At 68.1% G+C, this 25845-nt stretch carries 28 protein-coding genes and 1 pseudogene; 11 read left to right on the forward strand and 18 right to left on the reverse strand.

Features of this window, described 5'->3' with window-relative positions:
• Positions 1 to 21 precede the first annotated feature (21 nt).
• Genes ABEJ63_RS06070 through ABEJ63_RS06085 form a run of 4 tightly spaced genes read left to right on the forward strand, consistent with a single transcriptional unit; the run spans position 22 to position 3137 of the window.
• A complete protein-coding gene (locus ABEJ63_RS06070) occupies positions 22 to 1221 on the forward strand; it encodes an MFS transporter (RefSeq protein WP_375795464.1) in 1200 nt (399 codons plus the stop codon).
• Between the two features lie 39 nt (positions 1222 to 1260).
• A complete protein-coding gene (locus ABEJ63_RS06075) occupies positions 1261 to 1461 on the forward strand; it encodes a PLD nuclease N-terminal domain-containing protein (protein ID WP_375795465.1) in 201 nt (66 codons plus the stop codon).
• Between the two features lie 52 nt (positions 1462 to 1513).
• Positions 1514 to 1798 carry a hypothetical protein gene (locus tag ABEJ63_RS06080; RefSeq protein WP_375795466.1) on the forward strand — a complete coding sequence of 95 codons (285 nt, stop codon included), beginning with the start codon at positions 1514 to 1516 and terminating at the stop codon, positions 1796 to 1798.
• A 49-nt stretch (positions 1799 to 1847) separates the two neighbouring features.
• Positions 1848 to 3137 (forward strand): MFS transporter, encoded by a 1290-nt coding sequence (locus ABEJ63_RS06085; protein ID WP_375795467.1) that lies wholly within the window; start codon positions 1848 to 1850, stop codon positions 3135 to 3137.
• Here ABEJ63_RS06085 and ABEJ63_RS06090 read toward each other — a convergent pair.
• The 4 genes from ABEJ63_RS06090 to ABEJ63_RS06105 all read right to left on the reverse strand — a co-directional run bounded on the left by ABEJ63_RS06090 (position 3134) and on the right by ABEJ63_RS06105 (position 8021).
• Complete coding sequence (locus ABEJ63_RS06090) at positions 3134 to 4621, reverse strand: cobyric acid synthase (protein ID WP_375795468.1); 1488 nt, start codon at positions 4619 to 4621, stop codon at positions 3134 to 3136. The two genes, ABEJ63_RS06085 and ABEJ63_RS06090, sit on opposite strands and share 4 nt — an antisense overlap.
• 51 nt (positions 4622 to 4672) lie before the next feature.
• On the reverse strand, positions 4673 to 6559 hold the full coding sequence (locus ABEJ63_RS06095) for a S9 family peptidase (protein ID WP_375795469.1): 1887 nt from the start codon (positions 6557 to 6559) through the stop codon (positions 4673 to 4675).
• 67 nt (positions 6560 to 6626) lie between these two features.
• A complete protein-coding gene (locus ABEJ63_RS06100) occupies positions 6627 to 7679 on the reverse strand; it encodes a zinc-binding dehydrogenase (protein ID WP_375795470.1) in 1053 nt (350 codons plus the stop codon).
• A 147-nt stretch (positions 7680 to 7826) separates the two neighbouring features.
• A complete protein-coding gene (locus tag ABEJ63_RS06105) occupies positions 7827 to 8021 on the reverse strand; it encodes a helix-turn-helix domain-containing protein (protein ID WP_375795471.1) in 195 nt (64 codons plus the stop codon).
• A 409-nt stretch (positions 8022 to 8430) separates the two neighbouring features.
• Here ABEJ63_RS06105 and ABEJ63_RS06110 point away from each other — a divergent pair, with 409 nt between their 5' ends.
• Positions 8431 to 8694 carry a hypothetical protein gene (locus tag ABEJ63_RS06110; RefSeq protein WP_375795472.1) on the forward strand — a complete coding sequence of 88 codons (264 nt, stop codon included), beginning with the start codon at positions 8431 to 8433 and terminating at the stop codon, positions 8692 to 8694.
• On the opposite strand, the gene ABEJ63_RS06115 is transcribed toward ABEJ63_RS06110, so the two are convergent.
• The 6 genes from ABEJ63_RS06115 to ABEJ63_RS06140 form a co-directional block, all read right to left on the reverse strand.
• On the reverse strand, positions 8686 to 9669 hold the full coding sequence (locus tag ABEJ63_RS06115; protein WP_375795616.1) for a TIGR04024 family LLM class F420-dependent oxidoreductase: 984 nt from the start codon (positions 9667 to 9669) through the stop codon (positions 8686 to 8688). The genes ABEJ63_RS06110 and ABEJ63_RS06115 overlap by 9 nt on opposite strands.
• An 82-nt stretch (positions 9670 to 9751) precedes the next feature.
• Positions 9752 to 11998 (reverse strand): NADP-dependent malic enzyme, encoded by a 2247-nt coding sequence (locus ABEJ63_RS06120; protein WP_375795473.1) that lies wholly within the window; start codon positions 11996 to 11998, stop codon positions 9752 to 9754.
• 215 nt (positions 11999 to 12213) lie between these two features.
• Complete coding sequence (locus tag ABEJ63_RS06125; protein WP_375795474.1) at positions 12214 to 12837, reverse strand: helix-turn-helix domain-containing protein; 624 nt, start codon at positions 12835 to 12837, stop codon at positions 12214 to 12216.
• A 189-nt stretch (positions 12838 to 13026) separates the two neighbouring features.
• On the reverse strand, positions 13027 to 14112 hold the full coding sequence (locus ABEJ63_RS06130) for an aminomethyltransferase family protein (protein WP_375795475.1): 1086 nt from the start codon (positions 14110 to 14112) through the stop codon (positions 13027 to 13029).
• Between the two features lie 85 nt (positions 14113 to 14197).
• Complete coding sequence (locus ABEJ63_RS06135; RefSeq protein ID WP_375795476.1) at positions 14198 to 14401, reverse strand: HVO_0649 family zinc finger protein; 204 nt, start codon at positions 14399 to 14401, stop codon at positions 14198 to 14200.
• Between the two features lie 46 nt (positions 14402 to 14447).
• Complete coding sequence (locus tag ABEJ63_RS06140) at positions 14448 to 14741, reverse strand: DUF6432 family protein (protein ID WP_375795477.1); 294 nt, start codon at positions 14739 to 14741, stop codon at positions 14448 to 14450.
• A 97-nt stretch (positions 14742 to 14838) separates the two neighbouring features.
• Between ABEJ63_RS06140 and ABEJ63_RS06145 the strand changes: the two genes are divergently transcribed.
• Positions 14839 to 15471: a hypothetical protein gene (locus ABEJ63_RS06145; RefSeq protein ID WP_375795478.1), complete on the forward strand. Its 633-nt coding sequence runs from the start codon at positions 14839 to 14841 to the stop codon at positions 15469 to 15471.
• Positions 15472 to 15513: 42 nt separating this feature from the next.
• Positions 15514 to 15909, forward strand: a complete 396-nt coding sequence (locus ABEJ63_RS06150; protein WP_375795479.1) for a DUF5611 family protein — start codon at positions 15514 to 15516, stop codon at positions 15907 to 15909.
• Between the two features lie 15 nt (positions 15910 to 15924).
• Here the strand turns inward: ABEJ63_RS06150 and ABEJ63_RS06155 are convergent, their stop codons facing one another.
• From ABEJ63_RS06155 to ABEJ63_RS06170, 4 genes and pseudogenes are all read right to left on the reverse strand, one after another.
• Entirely contained in the window at positions 15925 to 16101 is a 177-nt protein-coding gene (locus ABEJ63_RS06155) for a hypothetical protein (protein ID WP_375795480.1), read from the reverse strand.
• 42 nt (positions 16102 to 16143) lie between these two features.
• Positions 16144 to 16716, reverse strand: a pseudogene (locus tag ABEJ63_RS06160) (hypothetical protein).
• 91 nt (positions 16717 to 16807) lie between these two features.
• Positions 16808 to 17161, reverse strand: a complete 354-nt coding sequence (gene sepF, locus ABEJ63_RS06165; protein ID WP_375795481.1) for a cell division protein SepF — start codon at positions 17159 to 17161, stop codon at positions 16808 to 16810.
• A gap of 38 nt (positions 17162 to 17199) precedes the next feature.
• A complete protein-coding gene (locus tag ABEJ63_RS06170) occupies positions 17200 to 17382 on the reverse strand; it encodes a hypothetical protein (RefSeq protein ID WP_375795482.1) in 183 nt (60 codons plus the stop codon).
• Between the two features lie 70 nt (positions 17383 to 17452).
• Between ABEJ63_RS06170 and ABEJ63_RS06175 the strand changes: the two genes are divergently transcribed.
• Together ABEJ63_RS06175 and ABEJ63_RS06180 are read left to right on the forward strand one after the other, a co-directional pair.
• A complete protein-coding gene (locus ABEJ63_RS06175) occupies positions 17453 to 18163 on the forward strand; it encodes a DUF1028 domain-containing protein (RefSeq protein WP_375795483.1) in 711 nt (236 codons plus the stop codon).
• A gap of 63 nt (positions 18164 to 18226) precedes the next feature.
• A complete protein-coding gene (locus ABEJ63_RS06180; protein WP_375795484.1) occupies positions 18227 to 21475 on the forward strand; it encodes a tetratricopeptide repeat protein in 3249 nt (1082 codons plus the stop codon).
• Here ABEJ63_RS06180 and ABEJ63_RS06185 read toward each other — a convergent pair.
• Together ABEJ63_RS06185 and ABEJ63_RS06190 are read right to left on the reverse strand one after the other, a co-directional pair.
• Positions 21472 to 21951: an RNA-binding protein gene (locus tag ABEJ63_RS06185; protein WP_375795485.1), complete on the reverse strand. Its 480-nt coding sequence runs from the start codon at positions 21949 to 21951 to the stop codon at positions 21472 to 21474. The two genes, ABEJ63_RS06180 and ABEJ63_RS06185, sit on opposite strands and share 4 nt — an antisense overlap.
• Positions 21952 to 21989: 38 nt before the next feature.
• A complete protein-coding gene (locus ABEJ63_RS06190; RefSeq protein ID WP_375795486.1) occupies positions 21990 to 22487 on the reverse strand; it encodes a metallophosphoesterase family protein in 498 nt (165 codons plus the stop codon).
• A 58-nt stretch (positions 22488 to 22545) separates the two neighbouring features.
• On the opposite strand from ABEJ63_RS06190, the gene ABEJ63_RS06195 reads away from it, so the two are divergent.
• Entirely contained in the window at positions 22546 to 23397 is an 852-nt protein-coding gene (locus ABEJ63_RS06195) for a hypothetical protein (protein ID WP_375795487.1), read from the forward strand.
• A gap of 683 nt (positions 23398 to 24080) precedes the next feature.
• On the opposite strand, the gene ABEJ63_RS06200 is transcribed toward ABEJ63_RS06195, so the two are convergent.
• Positions 24081 to 24398, reverse strand: coding sequence for an amphi-Trp domain-containing protein (locus ABEJ63_RS06200; protein ID WP_375795488.1), 318 nt, complete (start codon positions 24396 to 24398; stop codon positions 24081 to 24083).
• A 111-nt stretch (positions 24399 to 24509) separates the two neighbouring features.
• Here ABEJ63_RS06200 and ABEJ63_RS06205 point away from each other — a divergent pair, with 111 nt between their 5' ends.
• Positions 24510 to 25235, forward strand: coding sequence for a DUF3179 domain-containing (seleno)protein (locus tag ABEJ63_RS06205; protein WP_375795489.1), 726 nt, complete (start codon positions 24510 to 24512; stop codon positions 25233 to 25235).
• A 52-nt stretch (positions 25236 to 25287) separates the two neighbouring features.
• Here the strand turns inward: ABEJ63_RS06205 and ABEJ63_RS06210 are convergent, their stop codons facing one another.
• Positions 25288 to 25809 carry an archaemetzincin family Zn-dependent metalloprotease gene (locus ABEJ63_RS06210; RefSeq protein ID WP_375795490.1) on the reverse strand — a complete coding sequence of 174 codons (522 nt, stop codon included), beginning with the start codon at positions 25807 to 25809 and terminating at the stop codon, positions 25288 to 25290.
• Between the last annotated feature and the right edge of the window lie 36 nt (positions 25810 to 25845).

The following is a 25845-nucleotide window of genomic DNA, read 5'->3' on the forward strand; positions in this document are numbered from 1 at the left end:
AGCCACCCCCCTGCTACCGGCGTGACCGAACGCAGTCGGGCGCGCGTAGGCGCGCTCGTCGCCGGGGGCGCGCTCATTTCGGCCGGACTGGGTGCCTACGAGATTGCGCCCGCGGGCGTGACACCACTCATCCGCGAGACGCTCGGCGTCTCCGCATCCGGTGCCGGCCTGCTCGTGAGCGTCATGTTCGGGACAGCCGTCATCGCGAGTCTGCCGGTTGGTTTCGTCCTCGACCGGGTCGACTCCCGGCGGGCCGTCGCCATCGCCGTCGGCGGGGTCCTGCTGGCGGGTGCGTGGGGCTACGTCGCCGGCACGGCCGGCGCCTTCCGGTCGCTGCTGGCCTCGCGGGTCCTCGGCGGGCTGGCATACGTTGTCGTCTGGAACGCTGGTATCGAGGTGACCAGTGAGGCCACCCCCGCGGAGTACCGCGCCACCGCTGTCGGGACCTTCACCGCCAGCGGTCCCGTCGGGTTCGCCCTCGGACAGGCGGCGGGGCCCCGTATCGCCGCGGCCGCTGGCTGGCCGGCGGTATTCCCCGTCTTTACCGGTGTTGCGGCGCTGGGACTGGTTGCCTTCTGGCCGGCCAGCCGTGGATTGGGGCGCGTCGCCGCCGGCGGCGCACCCTCACTAGCCGCGTTCGGCGGCGTACTCCGGAGCCGGTCAGTGTGGCTGGTCGGCTCGCTGGGCTTCCTCGGCTACGCACTGTACCTGTTCGTCAACAGCTGGGGGCCAACCTACCTCACGGAGTCTGTCGGCCTCTCGTTGACGACCAGTGGCGCGCTCGTCGCGCTGTTCCCGGCGGTGGGTATCCTCTCGCGGGTAAGCGGCGGCGCTGTCTCCGATCGTATCTTCGGCGGCCGCCGTCGGCCGGTCGTACTCGGCTCCTTTCTCGCGGCCGCACCGCTGACGCTCGTGTTCGCCCGTGCGCAGACGGTGGCTGTACTCGTAGGCGCGCTGCTGCTAGCGGGGGTAGCCGTCCAACTCACGCTCGGGCTCGCGTTCGCGTACGTGCGCGAGTTGGTTGACCCGGCCGTCGCCGCGACGGCTGTCGCATTCCAGACGGCCGTTGGGTTGGCAGGCGCGTTCGTCGCCCCCATCGTCGGCGGCGCTGTCATCGAGACGGCCGGCTACCAGCCCGCGTTCCTGCTGGCCGCCGGCGTGGCTGCCGTCGGCGCTATCCTCGCACTGTGGGCGCCGGAGCCGGGGTCGGACGTCGGCTGAGCGAAGCCACAATGGCTTTGCACGGTCCCGACGTGGCCGGTGTATGCACACACCGCTCCAGATGGGGCCGGCCCGCTGCTCGTCGGGCTGCTCAGTTTCCTCCTCCTAATCGCCGCCATTGTGTGGACCTACCGCGACGCCAAGGAGAACAGCGACCAGCCCGCGTGGCTGTGGGCGCTCGTCGTCTTTCTCGCGCCGCTGCTGGGTATCGTGCTGTACGTCCTGCTCGGCCGGGATTAATTTTCGCCGACCCGTGGACACTTGCGGGTGCACCCCGTAGTGACAGATGAACATGGGCTGTACGCTGTTCAACGTCGAGAGGCAGGCCGCCTCGGTCGGCGCGAGCATCGGAGCGACGCTGGGCGCGAAGAGCGGGCCAGTGAGTGCCGGCCTCGGAGCCGGCTTTGGCGCGGCCGGCGGCTACATCGCCGGCGCGCTCGCGAACCCGTGTCCCACGCTGCTGACCGACGGTGGTGAGGTGACCGATGAAGATCGGACGGAGCCGGCGACCGACCCATCGGTCACCGTCGTCGAGGCGCCACCAGACCGTGTCGAGATTCCGGTGACAGAAGCGTAACCCGACCACGAATCGAAGCCTTCTCACCCCCCAGTCGACGAGAGCCGGTGTGTCTCGTTTCCCCCGCCCAGATACCGGGACGGTCGTCATGGGCGCGGCCGCAGTGGCGCGCATCCTCGGCGGCGCACTCCTCGGGACGGCACTGACCGTCTACGTCGGCCGGACCGGGTCGCCGTTTGCCGTCAGCCTGCTAGCGACGGCTTTCTCCATCGGGATGATTATCTTCGCGCCCATCTGGGGGGCGCTGGCAGACGTGACCGGTCGCCGGCGAGCTATCCTCGTCGGCACCGGCCTGGGGGCGACGGCAGCTGTCCTGCTGCTGCTCGCGGTGCCAACCTTCGAGGGAGCCATCCAGGTCGGTCCGGTGGCAGTGCCGGGAGCGGCCGTCCCGGTGGGCGTGCGAGCCCTGTACGCCGTCTTCACCGCTGGGTTCATGCCGTTAATGTTGACGGTAGCGAGCGAGCGGGGCGGCGCCGGCGGCCGCGGACAGGCCGTCGGTAGTCTCAACAGCTTCGTCGCGGCCGGCGCCGGCGGCGGCCAGTTCGCCGCGGGCATCCTGCTCGGTGCGCTCGCGCCCTCAGAATTGTATCTGGTGGTTGCGGCCGTCTCGCTGGTGGCGACCGGCTGTGTCGCCGCGCTCGATACCGGCGACTACGACCCCGACCCAGAGGCCGACCGGCTACGGACCGAGGTACGCCGGCGGCTGCTCCCGCCGGCCGGCGAGCGGAGCCACCTTACGACGAACGGGCTCGGCTGGCTCTATGTCGGCCTCACGGCCCGCCAATCGACCGTCTCGGGCGTCGGCGCACTGATGCCCGTCTACATCGTCCAGACACTCGCGCTTCCCGAGGCATGGATGGGTATCCTGCTCGCGTTCAACCCCGTCTCCCAGACTGCTCTGATGTACTATCTGGGCGGGCTCGTCGACGAGGCGGGGCGAAAACCGCTCGTCGTCTGGGGAATGGCGGGATCAGCGGCGTTCGGACTCGTGGCGGCGGCAGCCGTCGCGGCGACCGGGCGGCTAGCCGTGGCGGCCGTCGTCGCGGTCGCGTACGTATTGCTCGCGGTAGCTTTCTCGGCGATGTGGACTGGCGCGGTCGCGTTCGTCGGCGATGTCGCTCCCGAAGATCGCGAGTCGGAGCTGATGGGGCTGGCCTCTACCTCGCGGGCGATGGGGGGTGTTATCGGGCCGCTGTTCGTCGGCGGTGTAGCGACGTTCTTCGGCTACCCGGTCGCGTTCGTCGCGGCCAGCGCACTCGCGCTTGGGGCGGCAGCGCTGGTTGCGGCCGCCGTCACCGAGAGCCGGCCCGCGGTGGCCGCGACACCGGCCGATGACTAAAGCCCGAGTGGCCCAAGGTCGGTGTGTTCACCGACGAGCCGCGCAGCCGCGTCGTAGGGGTTGCGGGCGGCTGAATCGGCTGTCGGCCGGGCGACGCCCGCAGCTGCGAAGGCCCGGTCGAGGAACGCCGTCCGGATGTTCTCGTTCTCGAAGAGCCCATGAAGATAGGTGCCGAGGGTGTCGTCGACGGCCGCGCTATCGGGACCCAGCGGGCGAGCAACATCCGCGAGTGCTCGTGTCTCTCCCATGTGTATCTCGTAGCCGGTTGCAGTCCCCGTCGCACCCGCGAGCGGACCGGTCCCGTCGACCGTGACGGTCGTCTCGGCGACCCGCTTGGCCGGCGAGAAACGCGTCTCGACGGGAAGTCGGCCGAAGCCCGCAAGCGTCTCGACCTCGCCAGTTCCCTCGACATCGGCGTTCAACAGCCGCTCGCCGAGGAGCTGATAGCCGCCACAGACGCCGACGATGGGCCCCTCGAAGCTGGCGAGTCGCTCGCCAAAGTCCGCTTCGCGAAGCGCCAGCAGGTCGTCGACAGTGTTTTTCGTACCGGGGAGGACGAGCGCGTCGACATCGAGCGGGGCCTCGGGCGGGAGATACGCCACCGCGACGCCCGGTTCGGCGGCCAGCGGTTCCACGTCCGTCGCGTTCGAGACCCGCGGCAACCGGACGACCCCGACGGTCACCGCAGGGTCGTCGGCGCCGCGGACGGCCCGCTCCTCGCGGTCGGGGAGTGCGAGGCTATCCTCCTCGGGGAGCCCAGGATCATCGTACGGGAGTATGCCCACGACAGGCACGCCGGTCCGGGCCTCGAGCGTCTCGATGCCAGGCGCGAGTACGTCCCGTGAACCGCGAAACTTGGTGATAAGGACGCCCGCCACCTGCTCGCGGAGGTCGTCGGGCATCAGCTCCAGCGTACCGACGACGTGTGCGAAGACACCGCCACGCTCGATGTCGGCGACCAGCAGGATCGCGCAGTCGCTGTCCTCCGGGTCGTCGGCGAAGCGGGCGGTCTCCACGTTCGCCAGATCGCGGTGAAGCAGGTTCGGCTCCGCCGTCGAGCCGGCCCCCTCCGCGACGACGATGTCCGCCTCGCGGGCAAGCCGATTGTGGGCGGCGGCGGCCGCCTCGCGGGCCGCCGTCCAGTGGTCCTCGTAGTACGACTCAGAGGAGACGTTCGCGACCGGACGGCCGTTCACGACCAGCTGACTTTCGCCGTCACCCCGCGGCTTCAACAGGACGGGATTGTGGTCGGTGACAGGGGTGGTCCGAGCGGCTCGCGCCTGCACATACTGGGAGACGCCAACCTCACCGTACGGTGCCTCATCGACACTCGCGATGACGGCCCGAGCGTTGTTCGACATGTTCTGGGCCTTGAACGGCGCGACATCGAGTCCGCGGTCGGCGAGTAGTCGACAGAGGCCAGCAGCGACCGTGCTCTTGCCGACGTGGCTGGCGGTGCCGGCGACGAGCAGCGTCCGGGTCATCTGGCCCACATCTCGGCGCCCACCCGTATCGACCTTCCGTTCGGCACCCGGTCAGTCGTCGGCCGTCGCCTCGGCACTCGGCCCGACGCGGCGAGCGAGGAAGTCATCGAGGATACGGAACAGCCGGATTTTCTGGTCGATATCGGAGGAGGCGTGGCCCTCCTCGCCGAGTTCCACCAGTTCGTAGTCGCCCGTCTCGCCGCGCTCGTAGCCCAGCTCCTGGAGACGGTCGTCGTAGATACGCGCCTGCTCGACGGGAACCCGCCGGTCGTTGACACCGTGGACCATCAGCAGGGGACACGAGAGGTTCTCGGCGTACTCGATGGGGGAGCGCTCGCGGTACAGTTCGGGGTTCTCATCGGGTGTGCCCAGGTTCTTCTCCATCAGTTCGGTGCGGAAGTGCGGCATCGTCGTCTCGAACATCCGCTCGAGGTCGGTCAGGCCGATCCACGCGATGCCGGCGGCATACAGGTCGGGGTACTGGACGGTCTGCCAGTAGGCGGAGTAACCGCCGTAGGAGCCGCCGAAGACGACGACCCGCTCTGGGTCGAGGAAGTCGTAGTCGGCGAGGGCCCGCTCGGCGCCGATGGCGACATCGCCCTGTTCGGCGCCGCCCCAGTCGTCGTAGATCTGCTCGACGAACTCGCGACCGCGGCCAGTCGAGCCGCGGTAGTTCACATTCAGCACGGAGAAGCCACGCGAGACAAGAAACTGCGTGTACAGGTCGAAGTTACGGTGGTCGGCCGCCCGCGGGCCGCCGTGCGGGTTGACGACCAGTGGAGAGGGCCGCTCGCCGGAGTCGTACAGCAGCGCCTCGATCTCGAGCGTCTCGTAGGGGTCGTGCTCGACGGCCGCCTGGCGTGTCTCTGGGACGCCGTCCGACTCGAAGGTGAAGAAGTCGGCGTCGGCGAACGCCTCCGGCGAGAAGGGGCCGTACTCGGCGTCAAGCAGCGTCTCCGTCGTGTCGTCGGCAAGATCGTACGCCAGCAGCGACGGGCGCGTGCTCGGGGTGGTGTGGCTGACGAGCAGGCGGTCGTCGTCGATCTGGCTTTTGCCGGTCGTCGAGAACGACCCCACCCCAGTCGGCAGATCGAGTTCGCGAGCCTGGCCGTCCAAGTCGTAGACGACCGGGATGACAGCGGCGTCACGAGTCCGATGGACGAGGAACCGCTCGCCGTCCGCGAGGAAGCCGACTGGCGACTCCTCGGCGTCGCTCCCGTACCAGGTCACCTCGTCGGTGGCAAACTCGTAGACACCGGTGCGACCGAGGTCAGTCGAGTTGTCGGCGACGAGCAGTCGGTCCCCCTCGGGGCCGAAGTCGACGGGCGAGGCCTCCGCGCCCGTCTCGCCGATTTCGAGGTTCCGGGGATTCGAGCCGTCGGCAGCCATCACGTAGACATCCTGATTCTCGTAGTCGTCCGCCTCGTTCGTCGCGAAGGCGACCCGGTCGCCGTCGGGCGACAGCGTCGCGGAGCCGGCGGCCCGCTCGTAGTCCGTGAGCTTCGTCGTCTCGCCGGCGTCACGGTCGTGCCGGTAGATGTTCATCTGGCCGTCCCGCGAGGAACCGAAGTAGAGAACACGGCCGTCGTCGCTCACCGCCTGGAGGGCGTTCTGGCCCTCCTGCTTGACGACAGGCTGGGTCGTCCCCTCACGGTCAACGACGTGGATGTCGTTCTGCTCGTTGCCCCCCTCGTCCATGTGGAAGAAGACCTCGTCGTCAGTCCCCCATTTCAGATACCAGCGGGCGTTCCGCGGCACCTCGCCGTCCGTGACCTGCCGGGACTCGCCGGTATCCGTGTCGATGAGGTGGAGTTCGTTACGGCCGGAGCCATCGTAGTAGACGGCCACCGTCGACCCGTCCGGCGACACAGTCGGGTGGTGGAAGCTCGGCAGTCCTGCGAGTTCCTCAAGGACGTCGTCAACATCGTCGAAGCTCATCGTTCCTACACAGGCGCGGGCCGTCCCTCAACGTTTGGAGAACTGAATATCTGTAAACAAGCTGATGTCAGGGCCGCAGCACCTCGATGCCGTCCGTCTCGTAGTCGGTCATTGCCGCGAGCCGGTCGGAGACCGCCTCGAGACCCACCTCGCGGCCGACGAGTGCTCCGGGGTCGAGCCGGCCGCTCTCGACGAGCCCGAGCAGGTCCGGAAAGCGGGTCGGCGGCATCCCCCGCGAGCCGAGCCAATCAATCTCCCAGCGGGTCATCCAGTCGGTCGGCAGCGACACCTGCCCTTGCTCGGCGTCGGTCGTCAGTCCAACCTGGATATGGGTGCCCCGGGCACGGAGACAGCGTACGGAGTTGCGAGCCGTCTCCTGGCGACCGAGTGCATCTATGCTCACGTCGGCGCCGCCGTCAGTCAGGTCACGAATCGCACCGACAGGATCAGCTGTCGCGTCGACCGTGGCCTCGGCGCCCGCGTCGGCCGCCCGTGCGAGTGCCGACTCGTCAACGTCGACGGCGACCGGTCGAGCGCCCAGCGCGGCAGCAATCTGGACGGCCGACAGCCCCACGCCGCCACAGCCGTGGACGGCCACCCAGTCGCCACCGCCGACGGCCGCGCGGTCGGCTAGCGCGTGAAACGCCGTCATGTACCGGCAGCCGACCGCAGCCATGTCGCGGGCCGACACGTCCGACGGGAGCCGCTGGAGGTTGTAGTCGGCAGCCGGCACGGCCACCTGCTCGGCGAACGCACCGGGGGCCGCCCGCTCGAAGCCGAGCGCCAGCCCGTCGCTGCAGGTATTGCCGTGGCCCGACTGACAGGCCCGACAGACCCCACAGCCGAGGTTGAACGGGACGACGACCCGGTCGCCTTCTCGGATTCGCTCGATATCCGGGCCAACCGCTGCGACCCGGCCGGCCGGCTCATGGCCGAGCACGTAATCGAGAGGTGCCTGGTCGTCGGCCCATTCGCCGTGGCCCTGCCAGGCGTGCCAGTCCGACCGGCAGATGCCGCAGGCGTCGACGGTTACAATAGCGCCGTCGGCGGCCGGCTCCGGCGTCGGCCGGTCCGTCACGTCGAGCGGTTCGCCGTACTCGCGGAGGACGGCAGCGCGCATACAGCCGCCACGACGGCGACGCTCAAAAACGGGGGGTTCCGCTCTCACGGATATCTAGAGCGGTAGAGACGACCCCGTACGACGCCTCCGCAGGTCGTTTGCCGGACCCTACGGGAGGTTACCGCACGCTGTAGCGCGGGACGGATATCAGGCCGGGCGGTACCGACCGCCGTCCTTCTGCACGAGCCCCTCGCTCTCTAACGTCTCGAGGATGGGCAACAGCGTCAGCTGTCGTTCGTCCAGCGCGCTCGACAGCTCGTCGGCCGTTGCCGCGCCACGCTCGGTCAGGTACAGATACACCAGTTTTGCCGTCCGCGAGGACAGCCGGTCCAGCGTCGTCATCCTACTACAGTCTACGGAACGACGAAGTGTAAATCCTTATTCAACGATCGTCGAATTCTGCCCAGAACGGCCGCAAACGGGCCATCTCGGTCGGAATGGTCGACCGTCTGCCGGCGATTCTCTGCCATCAGCACGCGGGGATGGTCTGCCCAGGCGTGCACCGGTAGGTTTAGTGACAGGGGCAGTGTGGAGTGGTGTTTGAGCGATTGAATCGCTTGATTTCGAGCGGAAGCGGCGTTCTTCGGGTCGGAAGAGCTACCGCATCTGCGGTGGGGATTCGTCGTTTGTGAACCGCCTCGGGGTCACGCCCCGAGGCACTCGCCTTGCTTTCTCTGTAGAACCGCGCTCGACCCGAAGCAGGGGGCGGCAGGGCCGACAGCTACCTGCCGGTGACGACCGCAGGCAAGGTATGACCAGCGACACCAGAGAATCGGGCGCGGCCGGCTCAACCGTCCCGGAGTCTGACCGACGCCGCCGCAGCGTCCGCCAGCTACCATTCGTCATCGCCGGCTCGCACACCGGCGCGTTCATTGGAAGTACCGTCCCCTCGTTCGGCTTGCCGGGTGACGTCTTCTCGTTGCTGCTGGTGGCCGTACTGTTCGCGCTTCCGTTCGTCGTCGACGCGAACTGGGCGCGAATTGAGGCGACCTACGAGCGGCTCACCTCACAGTAGCGGCGCGACTGCCTCCATGATCGCCTCCTTCTGGGCGGCGTTCATTCCGCTCGCGAATCCAACCCGGATGGCGTCGACACCGTCGACCGACCGGTGACGCTCAAGTCGCTCACGCACGTCCTCAGGGGTGCCAGCGGCGGCGAGCTGATCGAGCAGCTCATCCGGGAGCGCAGCGGCCATCGCCTCCGTGTCGCGGTCCTCCTCCCAAGCGGTCCGGATCTCCTCGACCACCTCGGGATAGCCCTGCTCGGCGACTGAGTCACCGTAGAACGGGCCGTACGCGCCCACGAGGAACGCGACCATCGAGCGGGCCTGCGCGCGAGCCCGCTCACGGTCCTCGTCGGATACGGTCCGGACGATGGGCGTCACACGGACATCGTCAACCGACCGGTCACCGAGATCGGCACCCCGCCGTAGGTCGGCCATCCGGTCGGCCAGCCCGTCGGGAGTGAACAGCTGCGGGACCCAGCCGTCGGCGAACCGGCCGACCAGCTCTGTGGCCTTCGGGCCCAGCGCGGCCACGTCGATGCCGGGCGGCTGCTCGGGGACCGGTCGGTCATACGAGAGACCGCCAACATCGAACACCTCGCCGTCATAGGTGACGTCGCCATCCGCGTATACCTCGCGGATGATGTCGATAGTCTCGCGGAGCCGGCGGAGTGGCCGGTCGAACGGCTCGCCGTGCCATCCTTCGGCGATGGCCGGCGACGACGTGCCCAGCCCGAGCCGGAACCGGCCGTCCGTCGCGTCATGCATCGTCAGCGCCGCCTGCGCCAGCACCGTCGGTGCCCGCGCGTACGGCGAGAGCACATCCGTCGAGATGCCGATACGCTCGGTCCGTTCGCCGACGACAGTGAATGCGCTCACCATCTCCCAGCCGGTCGTCTCGCCAGCCGATACGCGGCCAAACCCCAGCCGCTCGGCGCGGCGTGCCCGCGCGGCCAGCGAGTCAAGCGAGTCGTGGTCCGCGGTCATCAACACCAGCTCGTAGCTCACGCTCGCGGAGGCGCCGCGCGAGGATATAAAACCGCGCGGCGGGCCCCGACAGTGAAGGCTATCAGTCGTCCTGTGCGTCGACGACGGCGACGCTCGCCAGATTGACGATATCTTTCACCTCGTCACCCCGCTGAAGCACGTGCACCGGCTTGTCCATCCCCACCAGCATCGGCCCGATCGCTTCCGCACCCCCCAGCCGCTGGAGCAGCTTGTACGCGATGTTGCCTGCCTCCAGATTCGGAAACACCAGCACGTTCGCCGGCCCCTCCAGCGTCGAGAACTCGTAGTCCTCCGTCAGGAGCTCCTCAACGACGGCGGTATCTGCCTGCATCTCCCCGTCGACGGGGAAGTCCACGTCGGAATCAGCCCGCAGACTGGCGGCGGCGGCCCGCGGCTTCCGTGTTCCCTCGTTATCGACAGTGCCGAAATCCGAATACGAGAGTAGAGCCGCCCGTGGCTCCACGTTGAACCGCCGGGCCAGCTTCGCCGTCTGCTTGGTCACCTCTTCCAGCACCTCCGGGTCAGGGTCCTGGTTGACCGTCGTGTCTGCACAGAAGACCACCCGGTCTTTGAACGTCAGCATGTACACCCCCGCCGCGTACTGCGCGTCCGCCGCAGTGCCGATGACCTGCAGTGGCGGGCGAAGCGCGGTCGGGTAATGGTGGGTGAGGCCAGTGAGCATCGCGTCGGCGTCGCCCAACTCGACGAGCGTGGCTGCCAGCCAGTCGCCGTCGCGGATGAGTGTCGCCGCCTCGCTGCGGGTGATACCCTTCCGCTGACGCAGTTCGTGGAGCCGCTCGGCGTACGGGTCGAGCCGGTCGGTGGCGGGATCGACCACTTCAGGCGCAAAGTCCAGGCCGAGTTCATCGGCCGTCCGTCGGATGCCCTCGCGGCCACCCACCAGTACCGGCTCCGCGATGCCCTCGTCGGCCACCTGGTAGGCCGCTCGGAGGATTTTCCGGTCGTTTCCTTCAGCGAAGACCAGCCGTTTGGGATCGGACTTCGCCTTGTTGAGGACGACACGCATCATCTCACGACCCTTCCCCAGCCGCGCCTCGAGTTCGTCGCGGTATGCCTCGAGGTCCCGCTCGACCCGTGCCACTCCGGAGTCGACGGCCGCCTCTGCGACGGCCGCCGATACTTCGAACAGCACGCGTGTGTCCAGCGGCTTCGGAATGAGGTATTCCGGGCCGAACTGCAGCGGCTCGTCGCCGTACGCCTTTACCACCGCGTCCGGCACGTCCTCCTTCGCCAGGGCCGCAAGTGCCTCCGCCGCAGCCCGCTTCATCTGCTCGTTGATTTCGGTTGCCCGGACATCGAGTGCCCCCCGGAAGATGAACGGGAACCCCAGCACGTTGTTCACCTGATTCGGGTCGTCAGAGCGGCCCGTCGCCATGATGAGGTCCTCACGGGCGGCGGCGGCCGTCTCGCGGTCAATCTCTGGGTCGGGGTTCGCCATCGCGAAGACGACGGGATCGGGCGCCATCGACTGCACCATCTCCGGCGAGACGATTCCACCGACCGACAGCCCCACGAACACGTCCGCGCCCGCCATCGCGTCCGCGAGATTGCCGCCGGACTGGCTCGCGAACGGTTCGACGTACGGATGGGGGTCGCCCGCGGCCGCCCGCTCCTCCGTGATGACGCCGTCGACATCGACCATCGTCACGTTGTCGGAATCGACACCGAGGTCGGCGTAGAAGCGGGCGGTCGCGGTGGCAGCTGCGCCGGCACCCGAGAAGACCACCTCGAGGTCGGCAAGCGACTTGCCCGTCAGTTCGCAGGCGTTGAGCAGGGCCGCTCCGGAGATGATAGCGGTCCCGTGCTGGTCGTCGTGGAACACGGGAATGTCCATCTCCTCGCGCAATCGCTCCTCGATTTCGAAGCAGGCGGGCGCAGAGATATCTTCGAGGTTGATTCCGCCGAACGTCGGCTCCATCCTGGCTACCGAATCACAGAAGGCGTCGGGATCGTCGGCCTGAAGCTCCACGTCGAAGACGTCGATATCGGCGAATCGCTTGAACAGGACGCCCTTCCCCTCCATCACGGGCTTGGACGCCTGCGCGCCAATGTCGCCGAGGCCGAGCACCGCCGACCCGTTCGAGACGACGCCGACGAGGTTTCCCTTCGTCGTGTAGCGGTAGGCGTCGGCAGGGTTCTCCGCGATGTCGCGACACGGCGCGGCGACGCCGGGAGAGTACGCCAGCGAGAGATCACGCTGGGTGTTCGTCGGCTTCGTCGTCGAAATCTCCACCTTACCCGGGGGGTCCGACGCGTGATACTCGCGTGCGTCGTCGTCGAGGCCCATGACGGGGGGTCGGTATGGGCGCGTATACGGCTACCGCCCACAACCCGTGGGCGAACCTGTTCGGGGAAAGCTACGACCAACGACCCTGCGTATCAGTAGATGGGTCGGTTGGACACGACCCGTTGCCAGCGCGTTCCCCCCGTGTTCCGCCGCTCGTGCGGGACAACCCCCCTGCACCCGTCCCCTGCTCCCCTCTCCCCGCCGCCGGTCCCCGCTCAGTCGAGCGATCCCGAGCGGGCAGCCCCGGCGAACCGCTCCATCACGGCCCCTTCGGCCCGGTGGAGCGTCTCCGAGGCCGTCGACTTCGCCACCTCGACGGCCTCTGCAAGTTCCGTCAGCGTACAGTCGCGCGGCGTGTCGTAGTAGCCCATCTCGACGGCGGTCAACACAAGTTCGCGCTGGCGAGGCGTGAGCGTGCTCTCGAGGTCGATCTCTTGGGTGAGTGACTCCACCTCAAAGCCGACGCCGTACTGCTCGAAGTAGTCTGTCAGTTCGGAAAGGGCGGGGTCGGGAGCGGTCACCTGCAGCGAGCCGGCCCCGTCTTGGCAGCCGAAGGGCGGTTCGAACGGGATGTCCGCCCGCCCGAGCACGAACAGCGCCAGCGGTGTTTCGGCACGGAAGCGGACGACTGCGGTGGCGTCGGCCGACTGCACCAGCGAGAAGGACCGAAAACCGGCGGCCTCACGCATGTACTTGACGGGCGGCTCCGGCTCGGAGGCAGTCACGCGGACGAGTTGGAAACACGATAGCTCGCCCGGCTCGACGGCCATCAGCTCGAACTCGGCATCGGGAAACTGCGTCGAGACATCGTGGGCCCACTCGCTGTCAGACAGCTGCACGACGAGATTCGCTCGGGGCACCCGTATATGTTCGGCTCCCGAAGCCAAAAAAGGCCGGGCCGGCCAGTCGACGGCGTCCTCAAGCCGCCAGTCTTCGATGCACTGCCGGGGGTCCGCCGGCCTCGGCACCTATCGTCCGGTAGACTGCCACAGACCCCTTGCTAGCGGGATCGACCATGTCCAAGACGGTCAGTAGGTGGGAAGTCGCGCCGACCGCGCGGAGCCCTCGACGAACGGCAATTCCTCGTGGTTTGCGGGGACATCTTCGCCGTCGACCCGCACCGTAGCGTCCGAGAGATCCGCCTCGTAGCCAACCAGTGCGAGCGCGAGCGGTTCCTCGCGAATCGGCGACGCGGCGGCGCGGGTCACCTCCCCGACGTGGCCGTCGCCGACGTGGACGGCCGCACCTGCGTCCGGCAGCGCGTCGGGGACGAGTCCGACCAGCCGTCGAGAGGGCCGACCCTGGTTTTCGATCTTCGAGACGACCTCCTGACCCACGTAACACCCCTTGGAGAAATCCAATGCGTTGCGCACTCCCAGCACGTTTGGGACCGTCCCTTCGAGTTCTGTCTCGAAGAGAGGGGTACCGGCCTCCAGCGTCAGCGCCTCCCACGTCCGGTATCCGAACGGGACGGCATTGTTCCCCCGGGTGAGGAGCGTGTCGAACACCTCATCGGCGTCCTCGGCGGCACACACCACCTCGTATCCCTCCTCGCCGGTGAGGTCATCGGTGCGGACGACGCTGACACCCGCCTCGCCCATCGATCCGCGGACGAACGACAGGCGGTCGTCGGGCGTGCCGATACCCCCGTGGAGCACGCTCGCCACTTTTTCGGTCGCGGTCGGGCCGTGGACGCCGAAGACGCCGAGTTCGGCAGTGATAGCCTCGATGGTGACATCCTGGATGAACGTCTTCTCGCGCCACTCCTCGGCGAGCGGCGCGGCATGGCCCGGTGGGGTGAAACAGAGCAGTCGCTCGCCAGCGTTGTACACGTATAGGTCCGTCTCGATACCGCCTTGCGGGTCGAGCAGTAGTGCGTATACACCCTGCCCGTCATTTGCGGGGACAGCGTTAGAAACAGCGTTGTCGACGAAGTCGACGCGGTCGTTGCCGGTCACTGCAACGACGCCGTAGCGGGTCTCGATTACGCCGACACCGTTGCGGACAGCCCGGCCCGTCCGCTCGGGCCGGCCATAGTGGTCGACGACGCGCCGGCCGTCGACCTCGCGGAATCGCGCGCCATGTGCCTCGTGGACGTCCGGAATGACGGTCATGGCCGGCCGGACGGCGCCTGGCCTCAAAAGCGACTCGTGTGGGCCGGCACAGCCGCTGTCGACCGACGCTATGCCGGTCCGGGCCTCAGTCTCGGCACACGTCGAGTTCTCGCTCCTGGACCGCCCCGCAACTGGGACATTTGTGGCGGTAGCTCACCTGCTGGCCGTCCGTGCGGCCGGTCCAGCCGGTCGCTTGGTCGACATAGCCGCAGGCTGGACAGGTCGGCTCCGCCTCGTCGTAGTACTCCCGTAGCCGCCGGAGCGGCGACTTGGTGCCTTCGGCCGCCATCGTTAACGATTGTTAATGAGCAATAATAAGTCCGTCGCCGCGCCCGTCAGAAGGGGAGTCGCTCGCGAATGGCGTCGACCAGCGACGGATCAGGGCGGTCATCTCCTTCGGGGATGACCTGCTCATCGGGGTAGATGCGGGTGGTTTCGCCCGCCTGTTCGACCCGGATGAGCCCGGCTGCCTGCAGTGCCGCGAGCGCTTCTTCGATGTCGTCGATGCGGGCGTCGACAGCGGCCCGAAGTTCGAACACCGTGAGTCCCTCGGCCTGCTTGTCCACGAGCGCGTCGAGCACCGCGACCTGTGTTTCCTCGCGGTCACGGAACTCCCGCTTCGCCTGCATGTCAATCGGTACGACGGCACCCTGCATTAATGGTTCGTGGCGGCGCGCCGGCGGGGCGTCGGTACGCTTTTATTTGCTACGCCGGGAGGGTGCGGTAATGGGACTCACGTGTTCGCTCCTCGGGCACGCGTTCGACGAAACAGACGTCGACCGGGAGCGCTCCGAACAGGGGAGCGAGGTGGTCACCGTGGTGCGCGAACTGGAGGTGTGTCGTCGCTGCGGGGCGACCCGGGTCGTCTCCGAGAACAAGGAGGTCACATCTATCGTCGAGCCGGACGACGACGGACCGGCCGGCTTCAGTGCCGACCCGCACGCCGACACAGAACCGGCCGCTGTGGAGGATACGGGGGCGACCGATTCGGACGAGGAACCGAAGCCGGACCCGACCGCCGAGCCTGACGAGACCGCCGCACCGGCGGCCGACTCCAAGCGGGACCCCGCCGAGGAGGACGCAGAGATTCTCGACACCGACGGGGAGCCAGAGCGGGCGCCCGGCGAGTGGCCTGGTAGTCAAGAGACCGACGAGCAGCCACAGGAGTCGGAGGCCGACGGCGGACCGGTTGATCTGACGGCAACGCCGGAGACAGATCTCCAGCCAGCCGCGGGGGGTGTGCCGGACGGCGACTACGTCTGTCCAGCCTGCGGGTTCAGCGAACCCATCGAAGGATCGTCGCTACGGAGGGGCGACGCCTGTCCGGAGTGTCAGCGGGGCTACCTCGAGGCCGAGTAGCGGGTCCGAAATCCTAAACCGTCCTCCGCCGAACCCGACTCTATGGAGGAGTACAAGATGCGGCGCGGGGAGTATCTCGAGGAGCGACTCCCCGACATGGAGGCGACCATCGAGGAGTACTTCGGCCCTATCTCCGGCACCCAGGAGTACAAGGGGTCGGACCTGTACGTCGTCGGAGAGCCCTCGAACCCGGTGTTCGAGAAGGTCGTCGCCGGCGCGGTGGCCTACGACGGCAAGAAGGACAAGCTCGCGGTCGACTTCCACGAGCGCTCGCTTGACGAACTGATGGAGACAGGCGACGTCGACGCCGCCGGTGACGCCAACGAAGCGAAAAACGAGTTTCTGCTGGAGGCGACCGGTCGCGACGCGAAGGCGCGCCGCGAGTCGATGAAGCGGGACGTTGAGGACGACGCCGACACGCCGGACGGCGTCTCGTAGCCGGCCGACTGGCCGTTACATCACGCCAGGCTGGTCGTCCGCGTAGGCCCGCTCTGTCAGCAGCGCCTCGAGGTTCGCGTACGGCACGAACCCGAGCAGTTCGCCTGCCTCGTTGTACAGTTCAACGCCGTCCTCGACGTGTTCATACCCCGCAGCCTCGAGCTGTCCGTTGGGCAGGATGGCTCGGTACATACGTCGACGTACGCGCCCGACCGATAAAACTCCAGGCGGCCGTCAGCCGAGCAGGTAACGCAGCGCCGGCACCCGCTCGGTGAGCCGCGGCTCGAGCACGGCGTCGAGGCCGAACGCGCGACCGGCACCGAAGGCCCCGAGCCCAAACAGCAGCGCCGCGTACACTAGGTGCGAGTCGACGACGTAGCCGTGGGCGACTGGGAGGCCGGCCGCCAGCCCACCCTTGAGTGAGGCCGCCCAGAACAGCAGCATCATCACGGCGCCCCAGAACGCGTTTCAGCGGACGAACGTGCCGAGGATCAGCCCGAGGCTCGTGAGCGTCAGCCCCCACATCACGAGCCAGTCAACGGCGGCGATGCCGGCCATCGCGGCGAACACGTCGGCAAAGGGGTTCCCTGCCGGAATCGCGTTCTGCAGGAATCCCGCCGCAGTCCAGTCGTTCTCGGGGGTGGCATCGAGGTAGGTGACGAGCTTCGTCAGCCCACCCTGCAGCAGTATCCACCCCATGGTGAGCCGCATCGCCACCAGCGCGTAGCCGACCCCTCGCGCCGAGTAGGAGACGCGCGTCTCGTGGCCGAACAGGTGCGTGTCTAGTTCGCGGTCCGTCGTTGCCATGGTTGAACCCTCCAGGTAAACAGTGAACGCGTTGGGTATTGAACCGGAGGGAGCGGTCCTACGCGGCGAGACTCAACCAAACGTTTTTATATCAGCCATCGAGCTTCTCGCGAGAGATGCCGACGCCGCCGGGCGTGATGATGAGCTGGTCGTCGTCCTTCTGGATGATGTCGCCACCTACCTCATCAGCCACCTGCTTCAGCTCGTCGGAGATGTGCTCCATCGTCCGGTCGGTAGTGGTGTGTCTGGTGATGTCCGCAACGACCATGTCCCCATCGTAAACGGCGTCTTTGATGGGGATGACGTCACCCTTGTCGCCGATGGTCGCGATGTGAACCTGAGTGCCGGCGCTGGTGCCCGCATCGTCGAAATCGTCGATGTCGAGCTCGACGTAGTCGCCAGTATTGCGGTCGCCCCCGCCGAGCAGCTTGCTCATCAGTCCCATACGCCAGAATCCGGGCGGGCGCCGCCTAAACTCTTGCGTCAGACGCGACCACGGCCCACGTACTGGAGGATGCCGGTCGCAATCCACACCTCGGCCAACGCACGGCGTTGTCCACGACCGACATGGCGCAGGACGCGCTGAGGCCGGCTGCCGAAGTCCTCGATTGCTCGCTGAACAGCCCCAGCAGCGGCCTGCTTGCTGTCGCGGTGGCCGTCGGCCATTTCCCAAGCGACGACGGCACCGGCGACTGCTGACCGCCTGTTTTTTCGCCGCCCGCGCCCACGCGCCGACGTGACCTTCAGCATCTGCGTGCGCGAACCGTACGAGGACAGCGAGGGGACCGAACAGATTCGCTACGGCGTCGCCGTCACCACTCGGCTGGCGGCGGTGGGGACACTGTGTCCGTTCGCCAACGAGCACGGCGCAGTCGCCACTCAGTCGCTCGTCAACGTGGAGCTGGGCCGGAAGGGTATCGAGTACCTTGCGGACGGGCTGGCCGTCGAGGACGCGCTATCGGCGCTGTTGAACGCCGACGACGGGAAGCCGAACCGACAGCTCCACGGCGTCGACGCCGAGGGTACCTTCGCGTTCTCTGGCGAGGAATGTCAGCCATGGTACGGCCACGTCGAGCGGGAGGGGTTCACGGTTGCCGGCAACCTGCTGACCGGCGAGTCCGTCGTCGAGGCGACAGCCGACGCCTATGCCGAGAGCCGTGGCGAGGACCGCCCGCTCGCTGAGCGGCTGATCGACGCGCTGGCGGCTGGCCACGCTGAGGGCGGCGACAAGCGCGAGGATCTCGAGGTGCAGTCGGCGGCCCTTCAGGTGACAACGACCGAGGAACGAGAACCAGAACCATACTACGAGAATCTGCGGGTCGACGCCAGCCGCGAGCCCATCGCGGACCTGCAGACGACCTACGAGCGGGCCGTCGAGAGCTTCGAGGCTGCCCTCGCAAAGTACGAGGACGCCTACGAAGAGGACGACCTTGACGCCGCGGAGTAGCGAGGCGAGTGCTGTCAGCGTCCAAATATACTTGATAATGGCTCGCATACCACATGCTAATTCGTGACGGATGGGGGGTGGGCCACCGACCAGCTCGAGCTCATCGCGCGTCGGGTCGACTTCGTGGGCGCGCTGGCCGATGGCGCCGCGCGGCCGCACGAGCTGGTAGAGCAGCTCGGTGTCTCTCGGTCGACGGTGAGCCGGGCGCTACGCGAGCTGTCGGAGGCAGGGCTGGTCCGCCGCACCGACGACGGATACGCCGCCACCGTCGTCGGCCGTATCGCCGCGACACAGTACCGCTCGTTCGCCGAGGGGACGACGGCGGCCGTCGAGCGCCGCGAGGCGTTGGCACCGCTGCCGCCGGATGCCCCGCTCGGGGCCGACTTTCTCGACGGTGCGACGACGCATCAGCCCGGTGAGGACGCAGACCCGACCGGCCAGCTCGTCGACCTGCTCGCCGAGGCGGACCGTGTCCGCCTGTTGACGGGCGTTGCACCGCCGACACCAGTCGTGCGCGCCTGTCGCAAGCGGGCCAGCGAGGGGGCGACCATGGCGCTGGCAGCGCCACCAGTCGTCCGCGACACTGCCGAGATGACCGACGAGACGCCGGTGCGCATGCCGGACCTCGCCGGCGACGTGGCCCCGTTTACCCTGCTCGTGGTCGAGGCGCCCGTCAGGACGGCTGCGGTGGTCGTCTACGACCGACGGGCGGTCCACGCAGTGCTGGTCAACGACAACGACCAGGCGGTGTCGTGGGCGGAGTCGCTGTACGCGGCCCGGACCGACGACGAGGCGAGCGCGGCCGCCTCTCCGACAGAACTCCCGCCCGCGCTGCGTGATGAGGGATTCGTCCGCGTGGCGGCGGCCGTCGACCGCCACGAACCAGCCGCGCCAGCGACGGCCTGGCGGACCGGCTTCGGACTGGCGGAGGTGTGTGCCGGCCTTGCGGTCGATCGCACCTACCCTGACGGCGGCGAGCGGCGTGTGCTCGCCGACGAGCTTGTCGAAGGACTGCGTGACGGGACGGCCCACGCGCTCGTGGGGCCGCCGGGGGCGGGTAAGAGCACAGCGTGCAAGCTGGTCGCCTGCCGGTGGTACGAGGCGGAGTTCGGGCCGGTATTCTACCGAGAGGCAGGCCACGGGAGTGCCTTCGAATCCGTCGCGCGACTTGCAGACCGCGCGCGGACGGCGCCAGGCCACGCGCTCGTCGTCGTTGAGGATGCGGTGCGCCGCGAGACAAACGCTGTGTTCCGCCTGCTGGACGCCTGTCGCGACGATCCAGACGTGAGCGTGCTTGTCGACACCCGTGAGCGAGAGTGGTACGAGTCTGGCGAGTTCCCTGCTGACGCCCGTCTGCGGAGCTACCGGACGGAAATCGAGACGGTCCGGATGCCCGCCGTCGACGAGCGAGAATGCGAGCGGCTTATCGAGGCGTTCGAGACGGCCACCGGCCGGACGGTGCCGACGGCCCCGGCGGAGCTGCTCGCGGGAATCCGGGAGGCGAACCCCGCCGGCGACGGCGAGAGCGCACCAGGGGAGCTGTTCCTGCTGTTCCACCGGCTCGCAGCAACCGGCGACCACGGCTCGCTCGGCGAGCAGGGTGCACCGTCGGCGCTCGAGGCGGATGTCCTCCGGACGTACCGGGCGCTGGCTGACGCCGGGCCGGCCGCGCTCACTGTCGGCGCGCTCGCGAACCTGCTGAACGCCGCGGGCGTCGGCATCCACCCGGAGTATCTCCACGCGTTAGCGGTCGTCCCGGAGGGCCCCGGCCGGACAGCTGTTGACAAGGCGCTGACGATACTCGACGGGCAGGTGTTGTTCGGCGATAGCGGCCGGGGCCCGTACCGCTCAGTCCATGGGATGTGGTCGACGGCGTTCCTCCGACGGCTGCTCGCCGAGACGGGTGAGCGGACCGCCTGCCGGCACGTCACTGCCGGGTTAGATGCTGTGCTCGCGCTGGCGGACGATCCCGACCACTGTCGGGCGGTACGGCGAGTGGTGGCCGGCGAGACGACTCGACTGGACGACGTGGAGACGGCCCCCGGGGAGTGGGCGGAGACGCTTCTCCGGCGAATCTTCCGGGTCGGCCGCGACCACCCCGGGCTGGCGCCGCTGTTCGGCGGTCCCGATGGGCTGGTGGTGACGGTACCCGACGCGGCGCCGCCGTCACTGGCTGTCGAGTGTCAACTCTGGCACGGCCGGATGTACACGCTCGCCGGCGAGTTCACAGCCGCCGAGCGGGCGTTCGACCGGGCCGAGCGCGCACTCGGCGCTGCTGACCTCGAGAACGAACAGGCGTTGCGGGCCGACTGCCGGCTGGAGCGGAGCGATCTCGCACGCAAGCGCGGCGACTTCGACGCCGCTGACGACCACGCCAGTGCGGCGCTCGAGCGTTACCGCTCGCTTCAGGAAGACCGCGGGCGGGCGGACGCGCTGGTGAAACTGGGGGCGGCTGCCCGTGGCTACGGCGACTACGAGACGGCCCGCCGCTATATCGAGGAGGGGTTGCGACTCCATCGCGAACTCGGGGCGACGCGGGCGGTCGCCTCCGACCTGCAGTCGCTTGCAATGGTCGCGTGGCTTCGGGGCGACCTCACAGACGCGGAGGCATACGCGGAGCGAGCACTCGAACGGGCGCGCGAACTCGGCCACGAGCGGGGACGGGCGACCGGGCTGATGACGCTCGGGCTCGTCGCGCGCATGTTGGGGAATCTCGGGGATGCAGAGACGTACACTCGCCGCGCGCTGGAGCGTTACCGCGAACTCCGGGACGTGCAGGGGGAAGCCGACGCACTGGGCGACCTGAGCGCGGTCCTGCGCGAGCAGGGCAATCTCGAGGCGGCATCGACAGCCGCCGAGGAGGCGCTAGCGCTGGCCCGCGACATCGGTGACCGACCCGGTGAGGGGCGGTGTCTCGCGCGGCTGGGTGCTGTCGCTCACGAGCAGGGTAACCTTGGGGAAGCGACTGACCGGCTCGAGCGAGCACTGGCGGTGATGCGCGAGACGGGCGACCAGCACGGCGAAGCAGAGGCACTGGTCCTGCTGGCGAGTATCGACCGTGACAAAGGCCACACCGAGCGAGCGGCCGACCGGCTGGAACAAGCAGTCCGGCTCCACCGGACGGCGGGGGCGCGCCGCGATGCACTCGATGCTATCGAGCAGCTGGTGGATGTGCTGGCGGCTGTGGGCGACAGACGGGACGCCTGCGACTGGTGTGACGAGGGGGCCGACCTCGCCATGGAGTACGGCATCGACGAGCGGGCAACTGCACTGGAGGAACGTCGGCGGCGGCTCGTCGAGACGGAGAGCTAAACGGAAAACTCGAACAGTTCGTCGCCGACATGGTGGAGTGACTCGACGACACGACCGCTGTCGCCGGCCATCTCATCACCGTCGACCAGCGCGCGGCCAATCGCAAGCACCTTCCCGTGGGTCTCCTCTGCGATGGCGACCAGCTCCCCCTCGGTGATGTTTTCATCGGCCGCAACGATGCCCGGTCGCATCACGTCGGCGCCGTCGGAGACGAACGAGACGGCGCCGGCGTCGACGGTGACGACGTGCTGCTCGGGGGGGAACGCTTCCGCGCCCTGAACGGTGAGGAATGGGTCGTCGCCGAAGAAGGCGACGTACGGCTCACCGTCGACGAGCACGACCTCGCGGTCGGCGTCAGTGAACTCGACGCGCTCGAAGGCGTCACCCTCGACGGAGACCCCCAGCCCGGCTTCAATTGCGGCCACGATGTCGTCGATCTCGTCGCCCCGGAGGTGATGTCGCGACTTGACGTCCATACCGGCGGTGGGGCCGGTCCGCGAATAAATCCGTCCCTCTACCGGACGAGCGACTCGACGGTGACGTCTCCGCCCGCGGCCTCCGCGACCATGACAGAGGCGTCGGGCGCGGGATCAGCGCCGGTCGCACTCCCGGGGTTGAGCAACCGGTAGCCGTCGTGGTCGTCGTCACGGCGCCGGTGAGTGTGTCCTGCGATGCCGACGGTCGGTCTGTCGTCGGCCGCGTGGTCGGCCGTCACCCGCGCCACCCGGTCGTCATACGTCGCCAGATCGCCCGTGCCGTGGGTGACGACAAACCGGACGCCGCCGGCATCGAGGGTCGCTGCCTCCGGTAACTCGAGCGTTCGTGGGTCAATATTCCCCCGGACCGCCGTCAACGCGGGCGCGTACTCACGGACGGTCGCGAGCGCATCCGCAGAGTCGAAGTCGCCCGTATGGATGACGTGGTCGGCTGCGCGCATCTCGTCGACGACCCAGTCCGGGATGGCCGGTTCACGCGACGGGACGTGCGTGTCGCCCATGACGAGCAGTCGCATGTTCAGAGGTCACACTCCGACCGCAAAAGATTCTGGTCCGCATCCCCGGCAGCCAGGTGTGGCGCCTCCCGAGGACCCCGTCGCGCGGCTCGCCGCCGACGAGACACACGGCTCGACGCACCTGTCGCTGCGCGCGCTCGAGGCGCTCCGCGAGCGAGCCCGCGAGACGGCCGAGTACGACGACATCGCCGCATTCGCGCGCCGCCTCCGTGCGGCCCGCCCGTCAATGCACGCGGTCGCGACCCGGGTCGACCGGGCAATGGCCGAGGCCGACCAGACGCCCGCGAGCGTGGCACGCAGCGCCGAGCGCGTCCGCGAGATGGCCGAGCAAGCCGACGAGGCAGCCGCCGAGCACGCCGCAACTCGGATCGACGGTCGGCGTGTCTGCACGCTCTCGCGGTCCGGTACCGTCCGGGCGACGCTCGCGCAGGCACCGGTCGAGCGGGTGTATGTGCTCACATCTCAGCCCGGCGGGGAGGGCGTCGAGACGGCCGCCGCGCTCGACGCCACAGTGACGCTGGCGGCCGACGCCGCCGTTGCCGACCTGTTCGCCGAGGAGGCTGTCGACGCACTGCTCGTCGGGGCCGACACGGTCTTTCCAGACGGGAGTGTCCTCAACAAAGTTGGGACGCGGACGGCCGCGACCGTCGCAGCCCACACGAACGCCGAGACGCTCGTCGTCTGTGCGGCCGCTAAAATCGCCCCAGCCGGGACGACCGACGCCGACCGCGAGCCGCGGGACCCGACAGAACTGTATGACGGCGAGGCCGATGTGACGGTCCACAATCCGACGTTCGACCGGACACCGGCAGCGCTGGTCGACGCCGTCCTGACGGAGCAGGGAGCGCTCGACACGGCCCGGGTTGACCGGGTTGCCGAGGAACATGCCGCGCTGACGTGGGACGGGTAGCGATGTCGGTAGCCGAACCGGTTCGGGGAACGGTTGACCGCCGCGTGGCGCGTTCTCCCACATACCTCGTTCCGGAGGCCCGAACGGGCCGTCGACCGGAGCGAGTGTCGCGAACCGTCCGACAACTGCCCCCCAACGCCCCTGCCGCGAGTCGCCCGTGCCGGTCTGCCCGATGCCGGCACGGGCGTTCCGTTGCACCCACCCGGGTCGTCGCACCCAACCTGAACCGAACAGGTTCGGGACACGAGCCACACGGCTCGACCACATACATACGGATGCGTCCCGTCGCGGGGCAAGCGCGGCCACGAACCGGCGTCACGCCGGGTGTCGGCTTCCCCCGACGACACCCGACAAGACGCCAGGGCCGGTCCCGCGAGAGTCCCCCCCACACCCCCACCGCCCGCGGCGCCGGCAGCCCCCCGACGGGACGACCGCACGGTTCGACACGGGTAGGGTCGAACCGTGTCGCTGTGCCATGGTGCTCGCTCATCGCGTCCGTGTTCCGGCGGTCGGCGACGGCCGCACGCCGACCCCGGACTTCCCCCCTCAAGTAGGAACGCTTAGTTACTCGACCACACAAGCGGTAATCGGTGGCAGTGAGGAGAGTTACCCCCTCCGAGCCCCATGTGACGAGGCCTCAATCCGAGCCACCACCTCAATTTACGCAAATTCTCGCCCGGCCATTACTCGACTGCTGGTGCCTCCTCGTCCGTGCGGCCAGGGAGCGTCAGTTCTACCTCGAGCGTCGGGTCACCGACCCCTTCGAAATCGATCTCGAGTTCTGCCGGCTCGCCAAAGGCGAAGGGAAGCTCCCACTCGTCGTCGACAAGCGTCAGGTCCTCGCCGTTCTGGAGCTGTTCGCCCAGTGCGACGAGGAAGTCCCCGGCCTCTGTAGCGGACAGCCGATACTCCCGCTCGAAGTCACGGCCCGTACGAACGGTTGTTCGGTCCGACTCGTCGGTGTGCTCGTTCGTCTCGTGGTCGGGGTCCATCTCACTCATACCGATCGATAGCACGGCGACAGTCGAAAGTGTCTCGGTCGGCAGGTGCTCGCGTGTACGGCGGTTGCAGTTTCGCGGGAGTGTCATGTATCGTCGGAACACACTACGGGTATGCACCGGCGTGGGCTGCTTGCGCTGCTCGCGAGCGCGCCGGTCGCCGGCTGCGCGGTCGGCTACCGCGGCCAGAGCAGTACGGATACGGAACAAGCAGACATCGTCTCGCTGGGGACGCCGCCGGATGTCTGTGCCGAGCCGGTCGATCCGGGCGGGATTCAGCCCATCGTCGATCCGGCGTTTGGACGAGACTGGGCGGGACATCCGGTTCCGGACCGTTACGACACCCTGACCGACGACACGGTCGTAATCGGTGTAACGGCTGGCGAGCGCGCTCGTGCGTATCCAATCTCCGTGCTCTGGTATCATGAGGCTGTGAACGACCATTTCGGTGGGCCACTACTCGTCACATACTGCTCGCTGTGTCGCAGTGGTCTCGTCGCGCGTCGCGTGGTCGATGGAGCGCCGGCGACTTTCGCTACCTCCGGCCTGCTGTGGGATCCGCCCCGCGAGTACGCCTACGGCGCGGCCGCCTCGAACACGACCGTCGGGGCAACCCGCACTGACCCCGACGCTGATATTCGCGTGGCTGGGAACGTCGTCCTCTACGACGATCGGACCCGGAGTTACTGGTCGCAGATCATCGGACAGGCGATCTGTGGGCCGCTGGCCGGCACAGAGTTCGACATCGTCCCCTCAACCGTTGCACGGTGGGGCGTGTGGCGCGAACAGCACCCAGAGACCGAAGTGCTGTTGCCGCCACCCACCTCAACGCTCGGGTGAGTGGTGCGAGGCTCTCGGGGAACGGAGGGAAAGGAAGGGAGAGTGGCTCGGGTCAGAGTACCTGCCGTTGACAGCTGCCACAGAGGTTCTCCTCTTTCACATCAACCTCGCGGACAGTGGGAGAGAAGTTCATCACACAGCGGTTGTTGTCACAGTGTTCGAGCCCGAGCGTGTGGCCAATCTCGTGGACGACCTCCTTGCGGACGCGGTCGGAGAACACCTCGCCAGCGGGCTTGTCTGCGAGCCCGCCGTCCGAGGAGGTCTGGAGCCGGTGGGTAGAGATGACGCTCCCGTTGCCCGAGAGATACGCCAGCCCGAACACGTAGTTGCGCCGGCGATAGTAGAGGTCGTGCGGCGTGATGGCGATGTTCTTCTCGCCGCTCCCGACCCGGGAGGCAAGTTCGATGAACTCCTCCGCGCGGTACTGCGACCGAGAGGTATCGTAGGCCGTCTCCGGCACGGACTGGGGCTCGTGGATGGTCACCTCACAGTCGTAGACCGACCGCAGCCCCGAGGACGCCTCCCGCTTCACCGGCGCGGGGACATCGCCCACCGGAACGATGTCGACATGCATACGAAACCGTTAGGCCAGCGGGGTCGTAAGGGTTCT

It is taken from the genome of Halosegnis sp. (genome assembly GCF_042216475.1).
Lineage (GTDB): Archaea > Halobacteriota > Halobacteria > Halobacteriales > Haloarculaceae > Halosegnis.

What these genes read in the sequence shown, in the direction of transcription:
- sepF (WP_375795481.1), bottom strand. Translation starts at nt 17,161, where the DNA reads ATGGGACTGATGAGCAAGCTGCTCGGCGGGGGCGACCGCAATACTGGC.
- ABEJ63_RS06210 (WP_375795490.1), bottom strand. Translation starts at nt 25,809, where the DNA reads ATGCATGTCGACATCGTTCCGGTGGGCGATGTCCCCGCGCCGGTGAAG.
- ABEJ63_RS06205 (WP_375795489.1), top strand. Translation starts at nt 24,510, where the DNA reads ATGCACCGGCGTGGGCTGCTTGCGCTGCTCGCGAGCGCGCCGGTCGCC.
- ABEJ63_RS06185 (WP_375795485.1), bottom strand. Translation starts at nt 21,951, where the DNA reads ATGGACGTCAAGTCGCGACATCACCTCCGGGGCGACGAGATCGACGAC.
- ABEJ63_RS06145 (WP_375795478.1), top strand. Translation starts at nt 14,839, where the DNA reads ATGGGACTCACGTGTTCGCTCCTCGGGCACGCGTTCGACGAAACAGAC.
- ABEJ63_RS06095 (WP_375795469.1), bottom strand. Translation starts at nt 6,559, where the DNA reads ATGAGCTTCGACGATGTTGACGACGTCCTTGAGGAACTCGCAGGACTG.
- ABEJ63_RS06155 (WP_375795480.1), bottom strand. Translation starts at nt 16,101, where the DNA reads ATGTACCGAGCCATCCTGCCCAACGGACAGCTCGAGGCTGCGGGGTAT.
- ABEJ63_RS06100 (WP_375795470.1), bottom strand. Translation starts at nt 7,679, where the DNA reads ATGCGCGCTGCCGTCCTCCGCGAGTACGGCGAACCGCTCGACGTGACG.
- ABEJ63_RS06200 (WP_375795488.1), bottom strand. Translation starts at nt 24,398, where the DNA reads ATGAGTGAGATGGACCCCGACCACGAGACGAACGAGCACACCGACGAG.
- ABEJ63_RS06090 (WP_375795468.1), bottom strand. Translation starts at nt 4,621, where the DNA reads ATGACCCGGACGCTGCTCGTCGCCGGCACCGCCAGCCACGTCGGCAAG.
- ABEJ63_RS06140 (WP_375795477.1), bottom strand. Translation starts at nt 14,741, where the DNA reads ATGCAGGCGAAGCGGGAGTTCCGTGACCGCGAGGAAACACAGGTCGCG.
- ABEJ63_RS06150 (WP_375795479.1), top strand. Translation starts at nt 15,514, where the DNA reads ATGGAGGAGTACAAGATGCGGCGCGGGGAGTATCTCGAGGAGCGACTC.
- ABEJ63_RS06080 (WP_375795466.1), top strand. Translation starts at nt 1,514, where the DNA reads ATGGGCTGTACGCTGTTCAACGTCGAGAGGCAGGCCGCCTCGGTCGGC.
- ABEJ63_RS06130 (WP_375795475.1), bottom strand. Translation starts at nt 14,112, where the DNA reads ATGACCGTCATTCCGGACGTCCACGAGGCACATGGCGCGCGATTCCGC.
- ABEJ63_RS06135 (WP_375795476.1), bottom strand. Translation starts at nt 14,401, where the DNA reads ATGGCGGCCGAAGGCACCAAGTCGCCGCTCCGGCGGCTACGGGAGTAC.
- ABEJ63_RS06120 (WP_375795473.1), bottom strand. Translation starts at nt 11,998, where the DNA reads ATGGGCCTCGACGACGACGCACGCGAGTATCACGCGTCGGACCCCCCG.
- ABEJ63_RS06105 (WP_375795471.1), bottom strand. Translation starts at nt 8,021, where the DNA reads ATGACGACGCTGGACCGGCTGTCCTCGCGGACGGCAAAACTGGTGTAT.
- ABEJ63_RS06115 (WP_375795616.1), bottom strand. Translation starts at nt 9,669, where the DNA reads ATGACCGCGGACCACGACTCGCTTGACTCGCTGGCCGCGCGGGCACGC.
- ABEJ63_RS06170 (WP_375795482.1), bottom strand. Translation starts at nt 17,382, where the DNA reads ATGGCCGACGGCCACCGCGACAGCAAGCAGGCCGCTGCTGGGGCTGTT.
- ABEJ63_RS06110 (WP_375795472.1), top strand. Translation starts at nt 8,431, where the DNA reads ATGACCAGCGACACCAGAGAATCGGGCGCGGCCGGCTCAACCGTCCCG.
- ABEJ63_RS06190 (WP_375795486.1), bottom strand. Translation starts at nt 22,487, where the DNA reads ATGCGACTGCTCGTCATGGGCGACACGCACGTCCCGTCGCGTGAACCG.